Source organism: Undibacterium sp. WLHG33, from assembly GCF_049544815.1.
Classification (GTDB): Bacteria; Pseudomonadota; Gammaproteobacteria; order Burkholderiales; family Burkholderiaceae_D; genus Undibacterium.
The window spans coordinates 3,498,059-3,511,087 of record NZ_CP186697.1 but is presented as its reverse complement, the minus strand read 5'-3'; the positions used below and the strand labels follow the sequence as shown (position 1 = coordinate 3,511,087).

Annotated in this window: 12 protein-coding genes; 2 read left to right on the top strand and 10 right to left on the bottom strand. The window is 53.6% G+C overall.

Annotated elements, in window-relative coordinates; all coding sequences use genetic code 11:
* Positions 1 to 47: 47 nt before the first annotated feature.
* The 3 genes from ACOTSW_RS15810 to ACOTSW_RS15800 form a co-directional block, all read right to left on the bottom strand.
* Complete coding sequence (locus ACOTSW_RS15810) at positions 48 to 1,232, bottom strand: isovaleryl-CoA dehydrogenase (protein ID WP_423680041.1); 1,185 nt, start codon at positions 1,230 to 1,232, stop codon at positions 48 to 50.
* 147 nt (positions 1,233 to 1,379) lie between these two features.
* The gene (locus ACOTSW_RS15805) at positions 1,380 to 1,841 is read right to left on the bottom strand and encodes a PaaI family thioesterase (protein ID WP_423680040.1); all 462 of its coding nucleotides are present in this window, start codon (positions 1,839 to 1,841) and stop codon (positions 1,380 to 1,382) included.
* Between the two features lie 100 nt (positions 1,842 to 1,941).
* Positions 1,942 to 2,343, bottom strand: a complete 402-nt coding sequence (locus ACOTSW_RS15800; RefSeq protein ID WP_423682345.1) for a MerR family transcriptional regulator — start codon at positions 2,341 to 2,343, stop codon at positions 1,942 to 1,944.
* A 131-nt stretch (positions 2,344 to 2,474) separates the two neighbouring features.
* Between ACOTSW_RS15800 and ACOTSW_RS15795 the strand changes: the two genes are divergently transcribed.
* Positions 2,475 to 3,548, top strand: a complete 1,074-nt coding sequence (locus ACOTSW_RS15795) for an MBL fold metallo-hydrolase (protein ID WP_423680039.1) — start codon at positions 2,475 to 2,477, stop codon at positions 3,546 to 3,548.
* A gap of 64 nt (positions 3,549 to 3,612) precedes the next feature.
* Here ACOTSW_RS15795 and ACOTSW_RS15790 read toward each other — a convergent pair whose 3' ends face one another.
* From ACOTSW_RS15790 to ACOTSW_RS15770, 5 genes are all read right to left on the bottom strand, one after another.
* Entirely contained in the window at positions 3,613 to 4,488 is an 876-nt protein-coding gene (locus ACOTSW_RS15790) for an alpha/beta hydrolase family protein (protein WP_423680038.1), read from the bottom strand.
* Between the two features lie 54 nt (positions 4,489 to 4,542).
* Entirely contained in the window at positions 4,543 to 5,040 is a 498-nt protein-coding gene (locus tag ACOTSW_RS15785) for a YfbM family protein (RefSeq protein ID WP_423680037.1), read from the bottom strand.
* 202 nt (positions 5,041 to 5,242) lie between these two features.
* Positions 5,243 to 6,460 carry a hypothetical protein gene (locus tag ACOTSW_RS15780; RefSeq protein WP_423680036.1) on the bottom strand — a complete coding sequence of 406 codons (1,218 nt, stop codon included), beginning with the start codon at positions 6,458 to 6,460 and terminating at the stop codon, positions 5,243 to 5,245.
* A 136-nt stretch (positions 6,461 to 6,596) separates the two neighbouring features.
* On the bottom strand, positions 6,597 to 7,661 hold the full coding sequence (locus ACOTSW_RS15775) for a zinc ribbon domain-containing protein (protein ID WP_423680035.1): 1,065 nt from the start codon (positions 7,659 to 7,661) through the stop codon (positions 6,597 to 6,599).
* A 278-nt stretch (positions 7,662 to 7,939) separates the two neighbouring features.
* Positions 7,940 to 8,239, bottom strand: coding sequence for a helix-hairpin-helix domain-containing protein (locus ACOTSW_RS15770; RefSeq protein WP_423680034.1), 300 nt, complete (start codon positions 8,237 to 8,239; stop codon positions 7,940 to 7,942).
* A gap of 372 nt (positions 8,240 to 8,611) precedes the next feature.
* Here ACOTSW_RS15770 and ACOTSW_RS15765 point away from each other — a divergent pair, with 372 nt between their 5' ends.
* On the top strand, positions 8,612 to 9,478 hold the full coding sequence (locus tag ACOTSW_RS15765; RefSeq protein WP_423682344.1) for a DMT family transporter: 867 nt from the start codon (positions 8,612 to 8,614) through the stop codon (positions 9,476 to 9,478).
* Positions 9,479 to 9,575: 97 nt separating this feature from the next.
* Here ACOTSW_RS15765 and ACOTSW_RS15760 read toward each other — a convergent pair whose 3' ends face one another.
* Positions 9,576 to 11,972 (bottom strand): TonB-dependent receptor plug domain-containing protein, encoded by a 2,397-nt coding sequence (locus ACOTSW_RS15760; protein ID WP_423680032.1) that lies wholly within the window; start codon positions 11,970 to 11,972, stop codon positions 9,576 to 9,578.
* Positions 11,973 to 12,226: 254 nt separating this feature from the next.
* Positions 12,227 to 13,021 carry a helical backbone metal receptor gene (locus tag ACOTSW_RS15755; protein WP_423680030.1) on the bottom strand — a complete coding sequence of 265 codons (795 nt, stop codon included), beginning with the start codon at positions 13,019 to 13,021 and terminating at the stop codon, positions 12,227 to 12,229.
* Positions 13,022 to 13,029 lie beyond the last annotated feature (8 nt).

Below are 13,029 nucleotides of genomic sequence, written 5' to 3'. Positions count from 1 at the left end.
AATTACTTACGGTCTTAAGGAACTGCGCAGCGGTACGTCAAACCAGTTTACTTCGTTTCCGCAAACAGCTCGCGGCCTATCAGCATACGGCGGATTTCGCTGGTGCCGGCGCCGATTTCGTACAACTTGGCGTCGCGCCACAGACGACCGACCGGATACTCATTGATATAGCCATTGCCGCCCAGCGTCTGGATCGCTTCACCTGCCATCCAGGTCGCTTTTTCTGCCGAGTACAGAATGGCACCCGCCGCGTCTTTACGCAAAGCGCGAACCTGTTCCGGATTGGTGGCGCGGTCGCAAGCCTGACCCACCGCATACACATAGGCCTTGCAAGCCATCATGGTCGAATACATATCCGCCAGTTTGCCTTGCATCAGCTGGAATTCACCGATAGGCTGACCGAATTGTTTGCGGTCATGCACGTAAGGCACGACAACATCCATACACGCCTGCATGATACCGAGCGGGCCGCCGGACAAAACCGTGCGCTCAAAATCGAGGCCGGACATCAGGACATTCACGCCTTTGCCGAGGCCACCAAGCACGTTTTCTGCAGGTACTTCGCAATCTTCAAATACCAGTTCACCGGTATGGGAACCGCGCATGCCGAGCTTGTCGAGTTTTTGCGCAATGCTGAAACCTTTGAAATTCTTTTCGATCAGGAAAGCGGTCATACCACGTGGGCCAGCTTCCAGATCATTTTTGGCGTACACCACCAGTACGTCAGCGTCAGGGCCATTGGTGATCCACATCTTGGTGCCGTTCAGCACCCAGCGGTCGCCTTTAAAGTCTGCGCGCAGTTTCATGCTGACGACATCGGAACCGGCATTCGGCTCGGACATCGCGAGCGCACCGATGTGTTCGCCGGAGATCAGTTTTGGCAGGTATTTTTGTTTTTGCTCTTCTGTACCGTTGCGTTTGATCTGGTTCACGCACAGATTCGAGTGGGCACCGTACGACAGGCCAACGGAAGCAGAGGCGCGTGAGATTTCTTCCATCGCGATGATGTGGGCCAGATAGCCCATATTCGCACCACCGTATTCTTCGCTGACAGTAATACCGAGTATGCCCAGCTCCCCCATCTTACGCCACAGATCCATAGGGAACTGGTCGTTGCGGTCGATTTCCGCTGCACGCGGCGCGATTTCAGCTGCAGCGAACTGTTGCACAGCTTCGCGCAGAGCGGCGATATCTTCGCCATGATCGAAAGTTAAACCGGGTAAATGGAGCATGTCATCCTCACTGTAGTATTGGAACAGATTCGTTTTTATTGATCAGAGTGGTGTTCAACAGGATACGCAGCGACAACATTGCGAAACCGGTTTTGCATCTCTTCTGTTATTTTTTACTGCAACTGCTTTGACTGTCATGCCTGACCGTCATTTATTTTTTGCGATCACAAACAGCGTCTGTTGCATGATCGCACACAATTTTTCCTGCCCCTGATTCACAACAAACACCTCGGCGCTTGAAACAACCAGAGTTTTTCCTGATTTCAAGACCTTGCCACGGGCGATCAGGGCATCGCCTATGCCGGGTGCAACGATATTGATTTTGTACTCTGCAGTTAAGCACTCACTTACTGGCATCAACAATGTATTTGCTGCATAACCACCGGCAGCATCCGCCAATGTACCAATCACGCCGCCATGAAAATAGCCATGTTGCTGACTGACGGCATCGCTGTACGGCAAGCTGATTTCACAGGTGCCGGGCGTCATTCCTGTCAGTTTCGCATTCCACGCCATCAACGCACCTTGCCCGTTGAAGCTTTGCAGTAGGGTCAGCGCCAGCGTGGGATCGAGTGCGGCGGGTACAGCAGATGTGGTGTCCTGATGCATAAAGTCCCTTACGAATACAAAATCTGAGCACGGGAAATAATACGACTAATTGACGTTAACGTAAACGTCAATTCATTGCGTTTTGTGCAGACTGGTATTTTTACTCTGTCTGAGCCGCTTTCGTGTGTAAAGCCAGCAAACGCCGGCTTTTATCTTCATGTGCGCTGATTTCCGCCAGCATGACTTCAATATCCTCGCGCTGCTGCTCAAGTGAAGCGCGGTGCCGTGCCAGCACCACCAGAAAGCTCTGTAACTGCGCTTCGGTATCTTTTGGTGAGCGGTACATATCGACCAGGCTCTTGATATCCGACAGGCTCAGGCCCAGACGCTTACCACGCAGGGTCAGCTTCAGTTGTGTGCGTTCGCGCGCGGTATAGACGCGGTTGCGGCCGCTGGGACCTTCGCGGGTCGGACTTAACAAACCCTGATCTTCATAAAAACGAATCGCGCGTGGCGTGATGTCAAATTCGCGGGCTAAGTCAGTAATGGTGTAGGTAGCCATAGTTTTAGTACACAAAATCGTTTTTCTGATTACAATCGCTGGAATCGAATTGACGTTAACGTCAATTGAATAAAAACGCATTGTAGGCTATTCCGGCTGCAACGTCCGTACCAAAAACAGAAGAGACAACAATGAATCACCTGGAACAACAACTCGATTATCCGTTTGGCGAAACCCTGCCGGAATCCGGCAAGACGATGGAAATAGCGCCCGGCGTTTTATGGATACGGATGGGTCTGCCGTTTGCACTGAACCACATTAATCTGTGGCTGCTCGAAGATGAAGTCGAGACCGTACAGGGGCGGGTGCATGGCTGGACGGTGGTCGATTGCGGCATCGCCAGCGACGCCACGCGTGACGCCTGGGAAGTATTGTTCGGTGATCTGGATAATCATCTGCGCGGCCTGCCTGTGGTGCGGGTGATTGCTACGCATTGCCATCCTGATCACATCGGCCTGGCAGACTGGTTGTGCACCTTGTGGAATGTTCCGCTGTGGATGACAGCAGGGGAGTACGCATTTGCCCGCATGATGTCGGCTGGCTTACCGGGTGCGGACGGCACAGCGATGTTTCCGCATTTCCGCAAACATGGGCTGGACCCGGCGATGCAGGAGCAGATACAGGAAAGAAAGAGCCATTACAGCCGCATGGTACCGACGGTGCCGACTTCGTATCGCCGTTTGCAGGAAGGTATCGACCTGACGATTCATCACCGGCGCTGGCAAATCATCACCGGTTTTGGTCACTCACCAGAACACGCCTCATTGTATTGTGCCGACCTGAATATCCTGATTTCGGGCGATATGCTGTTGCCACGCATTTCCACGAATGTGTCCGTATTTGCGATAGAACCGGAAGCCAATCCGGTGCAGCAATATCTTGATTCCCTCAAAAAATACCTGCCGCTACCTGAAGATGTGCTGATCCTGCCTTCGCATGGCAAGCCGTTCAAAGGGCTGCATACGCGCATCAGGCAATTAGAAGAACATCACGCTGAACGTCTGGCCGAAGTCGTTGCGGCTTGTACGACACCGCAATCAGCGTGTGACATCGTGCCACTGATGTTCCGCCGCCCGCTCGATGCCCACCAGCTGACATTTGCCATCGGCGAAGCGCTCGCGCATCTGCACAAATTATGGTTTGACGGCGTCTTGCAGCGACAAACGGGCGCTGACGGCATCATCCGTTTTGTTGTCAGAACATAGCCATTGTCATTGGACAAGCAAGCTGATCTGCCTGCCGCCGTTCACACGAACTGGTGGCAGGCGGTTATTTTGTTCTGAGTTCCATGCCCGCCAACGGTGGCGGAGCCGCACAATTGCCGCTTTGCACGCCCTGTAAAAACGCGTGGATCGTTTGCGTCGTCAGTCCTTCGGTACGATGCAACAAACCGTTACCGCCGAAATTCATATGCGACGCGCCATTCACGACACCCAGCCATTTGCAACCCGGTGCCATGTCGGCAAACGGTTCGGTACGGGTACGCCAGGAAGCATGCGCCAGATCATCATCTCTGGTTCCTGTCATCAATAACACCGGCTTACTGATTTTGTACCAGGCATGGGCGGGAAAAATCAATCCTTCACCTTGTGGCGACAAGGCAATATACGCATCGAAACTGGCAGTACCCGTCACGCCCATTTTATTGTCGGCACCGGCTTCCATCATGGCCACTGCCGCCCCCATGGAATGACCGAGTAAAACCGCGCGTCTGCCAGTACAACGTGCCGCAGCCCATTGGCGCACGGCTTGTATATCCATCAGCCGCGCCGAATAGGCGGGTGCATCGGTGACTAATTCTGTCAGACCGTCCTGCAAACTGCCGCCGCGCTTGGCTTCACGCAAAGATTGCCGGCCACTTTCCAGATGACCCGGCACAACGCTCAGAAAACCTTCTTTCGCCATGAATTCAGCCAGATAGACATAGCCTTTTTCCGAACCACCGGCACCATGGGAAATAATCGCCACCCCCTGACATGCTCCCGCATTCTGATAGACCAGAGCAGGAACGCTCTGACCATCCTGACGCGTCAGCGAAATGCGTTCCGCTGCAAATGCCTGCACCGCCGATAAGGCAGATACGGTCAATACAGCCAGACCCGACAACCTACGGAAAGTTTTGCTGAACCCTGTTGCAGTAAGCATGACACAGCTCCTTGACTAAAACGACGAAAATGGAAATAACAGAACACTAACGATCTAACTGATAAAACAGATGACCGCCTTGCCATCTGCCGCAGCATTTGCATAAAAATGTTGCAGATGAGCATACTGTTCCAGTAAATAATGTAGTGCCTGCGTGCCGTCGGTGATCCACATGCCTTCCGGATACACCTGTGCTTTTTCCATCTTCGCCGCATCGAAGCGCTGTGCCAGCGCGGATGCGGGCAGTTCCTGTAATGCGGCACTGACCATCGCAACCTGACGTGCAGTCAGGCAACGGGCGGGGCCTTTGCCCAGATCGTCGCTGACTTCCTGATCACCGAACACGGCCCACCCCAAAGGTTCATCACCACCAAATGTCGCGCCGTTCAGTAAATACTGTATGCCATGCCAGGCTTGTTCGAGGTCAAATAATTCCGCATCATCATTACTGCCGTTTTTGGCAAAAATCAGATGGCGGACTTTCCCGGGATGCTGTTTCAGATCATCCAGTTTTTCCTGTGTCAGCGTCAGATAAAAACACGTCATGCCCATCGAATGCTCCTGAAAATCGGCTATCGTCACTCAATCAAAAACCACTGTCTTCAGCATCAACCGCACACACAATATAACTGAGGGCGACATTTTCCTGCGTAAAATCACTCACTGTCGCCAGACCCGGATAACACCGTTGCAGATCTGCGAGAGCAGTCGCCGCAGTCTGGGCACTGCGTCAACTACCTCACAGAGACAGGTATCAGAGTGGATTTTTTGTGCCGCATTCACCACAGAAAACATCATCTGCCGCCAATGGCGCTTTGCAGGCGGAACAGGTTCTGGCGACCAGTGCAACAGGCGCAGGCGGCGCGGCTGGCGTCGATGCAGAGGCAATCTCAGGCCCGGCTTTTGCCGTTGGCTGACTACTTTTGGCCGCCGCCGCGGCATCTTTCGCTTCCTGCAATTTTGCACCAGCACGTTCTTTCGCTTCGTTGGCCCGACGTTTTGCTTCCTGCATCTGCGCCTGCAATTGTGCTTCCGCTTCGGTGAAATTCAGACCATCCGTCACTTGCAGATAAATCAGGCAGGTACCGTTAATCATCGTCAGAAACGGAATCACCATGCCGACACTGAACAGCAGCCCGGTTGCAAAACCAAAGGCGCCGGTGTAAGCCATGCCGCTCTCCAGCGCCTCAAAACCACCGCCGTAACCCATATAATTTCCCATCGGATTTCCCATATGGTTGCCCATGATGCCTGACATCATCCCCATCATATTCCCCACAGGATTGACGCCGACGGCCTGAGAAATTCCCATCGTTGTGACATAGCCGGAAAACAGAATGAAGGACACCACACCGGATAAAAACAGCACCAGGAAAGACAACACGACGATATAAGTGATCGTCATCAGCAAACGCTGACGGACAATCACAAACAAACGGGCAATCGTTTCCATTACCGAGTTACCGGCCCAGATTGCCGGTGCCGCCAGTGGCATCGCCACATAAAATATGCCAGCGAAAGTGACACCGATGACGACCGTCAGAAATGGCAACATGACCGCATACAGCAAGGGGCCGAGTCCGGGCAATTTACACAAAAACAGTACCGCAAACGCTGCCAGCACCATCAGCAAAAATATCACCAGCAACACCAGTGCCACGCCCAGCATACGATGGACCGTAAAGATGCCTTGTATGATCGCGTCAGGAAAACTGAGCTCACGGCCCTGGGACTGGCGCATCAGCAGAATGCCGACGGCAGAATAGCCGGTGATACCGACGATCAGCGACACGATGGAAAACAGGCCACCCAGCAAAAAGCTGTGGCGTGTCAGCCAGGCGGTCATCGCCATAGACAGGAAAAAAGCCAGTGCTGCCATGCCAGTCATGGCAAGCGCGCGCCAGTTCGTTGCGGCCTCTGCGGCACGCAGCAACACAAATGGGCTGCCGGAAGTCGTTGGATTGCTGCTCATGTAGTCTCCGATGGATGTCGTCACTCTGGACGGGGTTAACAATGATGGGTGATGGAAGATGTGCGGCACGGGCTATCAATGCCACGCCGGAACATAGGCATACGAAATCATGCGTATGCCCATGTGCGGAACTGGTTTAATAGCGTGAACGCAGTTGTTTGATTTTCCTGATTTTTGCGAGAGCCGCGGTATTGCCGGGGTCCAGCGCCAGTGCCGTCTGGGCGGTCGCCAGTGCATTATCGTAATCACCGCTGGCGATAAAACTATCGGCACGGTTTAACAAAGCCGTCGCCTTACCATGCATCATTTCGCCGCCTGGCTGCGCCTGTGCCCCCTGTTGGCGTTTAGCGTTGACCGGTTCATCGTAAAAATCGTCGTCTTCGTCAAATTCATCATCGTCATTCCGGCGTTTCTTTTTGGCGGTCACGGGTGCAGGTGCTTGCGTGGCTGCCGGTGTCGTCGGCGCGGTCGTCACTTCCGGCATTGCAACGGCGGAAGCTGGAGCCGGTGCAACATCCGCCGGCGGGCTGCTCGGCAATGAGGCGGCGACGGGTTCAGCACTGGTCACGACGGGCCCGGTCTGCGAACGGGATTTTGCATACCAGACATAAGCACCAGCGCACACGGCAATTGCCACGACCACCGCAACCAGTACGATCGCTTTCACCGGCGTCGCCGTCTTGCTGACCGGCAGGGCATTGTAGGAAGGCAACGCGTCAGAGCCTATTGGCTGCGATGGCTGCACCGCTGGATTCACGCTAGCTTGGGTCTCTGTGATGCTCGCGGTACTTGCTGCTGGCGTCGCTGCACTAACAGGGACATCCGGGTTTGCGGGAGGAACAGCAGCATCAGCAGCAGCGCTCACGCTTTGCTCAGGCGGATTTGTCACGGCTTCGCTGGTGACAGGCACCTGTGCTGTCGGCAGATCTGCTGCTTGTTCTGCTGCTCTTTCTGTCACACTGACCGATGCATCGCTGGCGTTTGCCGTCACAACATCCGCTACCGTGGCAGTGGTAACTGCAGCATCAGCGCCAGTGCTGGCACCGCATTTTTTGCAGAATCGCGCCCCCGGGGTCAGTGGCACATGGCATTGATGACACTCAGGTGTCGGCGGCGCTGGCGGTAACAACGCAGTGCCGCAGGATTTACAAAATTTGGCACCATCACGGTTATCAGCACCACAGCTCGCACAAGTCGTCATCCCTATTCCTTTTTGTCGTTTCATCCGGTAACGGAACGCGCCGATAAGTTGCGCAGTCGCTCGAATTTATTGCAAAAAATTATACAAGGGGTTTGTAACAAGACAATTAAATGGCTGATCAAAAATCGGGAATACGATCGCGGAGAGCATGATAAACAACACAACAAGGTCGCCATGCTGCATGACTGCCCTTAAATATACTGGGGAGAGTATTTTTCAAAGCCCTTTATTGACGCAGAGATTCCATTAAAAAAGGCAAATACTCCCCCCATTTTTGATCAGGAAGCGACTTTCGCAGCCTGCGCCAGCTTGCGGGCGTCGGTAAATCCCCACCACGATTTCGCCGGTTCGCCATTCATGAATGCGGTGATGGACATGAACACATCAATCACGCAGGGATCGTGCCGCACACCGGTCAGCTCGCACAGCTTTTCATACATTTGCCACGGACACTGCCCCACCAAATCCGCAGGCGCGCTGATGCCCAGCAAGCGCAGATCCGCCGCACCGGCCTTGCCGATATTCGGTAAATCCGTCAGCTGGCGCAGACGGTTTCGGTCAACTTTGTCGGGGTGCATGGATGGGCTCCGGATCTGTGTACTGATCACCGCACAATAACCGTATGCAGATCGATTGGCAATCCGCTTGCAGGTCGTCGGCAACGGTGATTCCGGCCTCCCAAAGTCGAAAATATACTCCCCCCAGTATTTTTTAACGCCCTTTGTTTATAAGGAGATGAAGGCAAAAATGGCTGATACTCCCCATTTTTTCGCTTTTTATGGCATTTTTCTGGGAATTTTCAGCTCCTTTCGTGCCGGGATTTACGCGATATAGCACAACTCAGCGTCGCACCGGTGTGGCGAACCGGCGTTTTCGTGTACCCTTCACGCTTTCTGTTGAAGCGCGCTATCGTGAAATCTGCCCACACTCCCGTTCCTGTCACCACGTATCTGAAACTGGTTGCGGTCGCCTTGTTCTGGGGCGGCACTTTTATTGCGGGTCGTATTGTGGCGAGTGAAATTCCGCACATGACAGCGGCGGCGCTGCGTTTTGCGGTGGCCAGCGGCCTGCTGTGGTTGCTGGCGTGGAAGCTCGAAGGCGGCTTACCGAAACTGACGCGGCAGCAAATGCAGGCGACATTTGCGCTCGGTGCGACGGGCATCTTTTTATATAACATCTGCTTTTTTTCAGCACTGGCACTGATGCCCGCCGGGCGCACGGCCTTGTTTGTCGCGCTGAATCCGATTGTCACGGCGCTGGCACTGGCGGCACTGTTTGGTGAACGTCTCGGCGCGCGGCGCTGGCTGGGCATCGCGATTGCGTTTGCCGGCGCAGCGGTGGTGATCACGCGCGGCGATCTGGGCAGCGCGATCCGTGATATCTCGCAATCAGTCGGTAAGGGCGAATTATTCATGCTGTGCGCGGTCTGCGGCTGGGCCGCCTACACCATCATCGGCAAACATGCGCTGCGCGGCTTGTCGCCGATCGCAGCAACCACGTATGCATCGCTGTGGGGCTTGTCGCTATTGGTCTGCGGCGCGGTCACGGAATGGCCGCAATTCGATACCAGCCGCCTGACCTGGCCGGTACTGGCCGCCATCGTATATCTGGGTGCATTCGGTACGGTGATCGGTTTTGTCTGGTATTACGAAGGCGTGAAAGCCATCGGCCCGGCGCGAACCGCGGTCTTCAATAATCTGGTGCCGGTATTCGGTATCAGCCTCGGTGCGCTATTACTTGGCGAGCCAATTTTGTTGTCGATGATTTTCGGCGGTTTGCTGGTGATTGCGGGCGTATCACTGACCAACCGGCAATAATATCAGCGCATGTTCTGCATTGATGATCAAATAAAAAAGGAGGCCAGCGCCTCCTTTTTTTACGCCGGAAATACCAGCGGACAGATCATCGTCCTGATCAGAATTTTTTCCACAGTTTGACGAAATACGCCGCACCGCCCAGACCGAACTGCACGCTGTCGTAGTAGAAGCCGTTATCCGTTTCGTTCGGATCCTGACGGGTCGGTTTGACGTTGAAAATATTCGTGCCGCCCACCGTCAGTTTGGTGGTGTCATTGAATGCATACGTCACTGCCAGATCGGCAGAAGTTTTTGGTTCGTAATACGCATTCGGCACACCTGCTGCGGTACCGGAGAAAGTGCCCAGTGTTTGCGAACCATAGTGGATGACTTTGAATTCGCTGGCCCAAGGACCTTGCTCGTAGTTGAATGCCAGCGTGCCTTTCACGCGCGGGCCGCCTTGCTCGATGAACAGGCGTTCACGCTCGGACAGCAATACGTCTTCATAGCCTTTCAGCGATGCCGGTGCATTCACTTTCGTGACTTCGGTTTTGCTGTAATTCAGACCCAGATAGGTCGACAGTTTGCCGGAACCCAGACTGGTTTTATGCGATGCAGTCAGATCGATACCTTGTGTTTTGGTATTGATGGAGTTCACAAAAAACTGTGCCTGACCGACGCCGAGCGAGGACAGCGTCGCCCCCAGTGCAGGATAATTATTTGCGTCAAAACGACCCGACAAAACGATGCGATCAGAAATATCGATGCGGTACAAATCAGCCGTCATAGAGAACACATTGCTCGGTTTGTAGGTCAGACCCAGCGTGTAGTTTTTCGATTTTTCTTCATGCAGTTTCGGGATACCTGCGGCATTGGCAACGGTACCGCCATTCGGTGCCAGTACCACGTCCATCGGTACGCCGGAAATGAAGTCGGTGAACGTCGAGGAAAAATACACTTGCTGCAGTGATGGCGCACGGAAACCTGTGCTCAGGGAGCCGCGCAGATTCACATCGTCGGTCGCTTTGTAGCTACCGGCAAGCTTACCGGTGAGCGTGGAACCGAAATCGCTGTAACGTTCACCACGCACCGCGGTTTGTACTTTGAGGCGATTCGTCACGTCGGTTTCGATATCGACATAAGCAGCGAGGCTGTTGCGGTTGCGGTCGGTGCGGTCACCTGGCTGGAAGCCCGGGAAGCCCTGACTACCGGCATTACCTCCGAAGCCAACTCCATCGACATCGTTGTAAGAGCCTGGTTCACCAGCGAAAATTTTGTAATTTTCACGACGGTATTCGCCACCAAACGCGACGTTCACGCCATTCATGAAACCGTCAAAGAAACGGCTGAAATCCAGATTCGTCGTCGCTTGTGAAAATGAGAAACCACCAGCATCAAAACTGCTCGGGCTGATACCCTTGCCGCCGCTCAGCAAATCTTTATTCGCGATGGAGGCATTCAGAGTATTGCTGATGTTGTACTTGAGTTCGTTGAAACCATAAGTCTGCGACAAATCCGCACGCCATTCACCAATGCTGAAACGATAACCGGCGATGCCGTAGATATCGTTGATATCGCCGTTGATGTAAGGCACAAAGCCATTCGGATACATCGCCGCAGAATTGCGTGAAGGAATATCGTCGGAGCCCACACCACCGCGTGCCCACGCCGCAGAAGACGCCTTACGTTGCTGCGTCCCCAGAGTGAAATAGAATTTATCACCGCCGCCATTCGGCACTTCACCGTTCAGATAAACGGTGGGCCCTGTGACCTTGGTGTCACCGATGGTGCGCGGATTGCCCGGATCAGCGCGGTTTGAACGACCGCGATCGGTGTATTCTGCGGTCACTCCGAGCACGCCGTTTTCACCTATCCGGATACCGCAATAGGCTGAGGGCAGATAGTTTTTACCATCGCCGACAGAATACTGGCTGTAACCGAAACTGGCTTCGCAACCAAGTGATTTTTTCAGGCTGATATCCATCACACCGGCAATCGCATCGGAACCGTACTGTGCCGCTGCGCCGTCACGCAAGACCTGGACATTGCTGATCGCCATGACCGGAATCGCATTCAGGTCGGTACCGGTATTGCCGCGGTTACGCGCACCGAACAGATTCACCAGCGATACGGTATGGCGACGTTTACCATTCACCAGCACCAGCGTCTGATCGGAGCCCAGACCACGCAATGCGGCAGAGTCTACCAGATCAGCGCCGTCAGCTCCGGTCTGACGCGTGGAGTTGAATGAGGGCGAGATATTCGCCAGTGTCTGGGCCAGATCAAACTGGCCGCCTTGTTCTGCCGACTTGGAAATCGAAATAAAATCCACCGGTAACGGGGTTTCAGTTGCAGAGGAATTGACCCGGCGGGAACCGACGATCGTCATCGTTTGTATCGGTGCTTCCGAGGCTTTTTCTGTACTGCTCTGCGCAGAAGCGCAAAGCGGAGAAACTGCGGCAGCAGAGCTGGCTCCATAGAGGGCGAGCAAAATGGCCTTACGCATTTTGGTCATGACAAGATTCCTTAGAATTGCATTGTTAATTGGGGGATATTCAATGTGGTGAGAAATCTGCCAGCCGGTCACATGTGCGGGAGCTGCGGGCCATGCCCTAGCGAGGTGCAGGCATGCTCTTACTTTCAGACAGATTTCTATGCATTTCAGTATCAGCCCCTGAAGAAAAACCTGTCAATCTCAGTGTGACTGGTTTGTGTCATCAGTGTGACATTTATGTGAAATTAGTTTTTTTTGTAAAAATATTTTCAGATTCAGAATTTCAATGTCTTCAAATATATCAAACCCTTGATTGCCCTGCTGCCATACCACGACAGCATTTCGCCATCAACCAGCTGTACGGGCTTACCCAACTGGCGCTCCAGCGCATCGACATGGGTTTCCGTGAAACGGTAAGGTTCGGTCGATAATAAGACGCTGTCAAACTGACGCGCCATCGTGTCGTCCCAGCTGAAGGCAGGATAACGCAGGCTGTTATTTTCCGGCTCCCAGACCTGACAACCCGCCAGCCTCAGCATATTTGCGATATACGTATCGCCCGAGATGCTCATCCACGGGTCTTTCCAGATACAGTACAAAACACGTTGTGTAATGACGGGCAATCCCAGATCCGCATACGCATTTTCAAACGCAATGCAGAGTTGTTCAGCGGCGGCATCAGCCTGAAAAATCCCGCCTAGTAAGCGATATAACGCGAGGTTGTCACGCGGAGTATTCGGATGGGTGACGATCACATGCGGAATAAATTCCGCCAGCAAGTCCACCGTCGGTTTTTCATTTTCATCGATATTCACAATCAGATGCGTCGGTGCAAGCCGGCGGATTTTTTCTATATTTACGTCCTTAGTACCGCCGATTTTGGGAATCGCTTTTACCACGTCGGCAGGATGTATACAAAACCCGGTACGCCCGACCAGTGAAGATGCCAGACCGAGATCGCAGATCAGCTCCGTGATCGATGGTACCAGACTGACGATTCTGGCTTGCGCTGCCGCCACGGGCTGATGTTGCTGCCCGATAGCATCGGTAAGGGAGATATCGTTCGTCATTTTTTGAC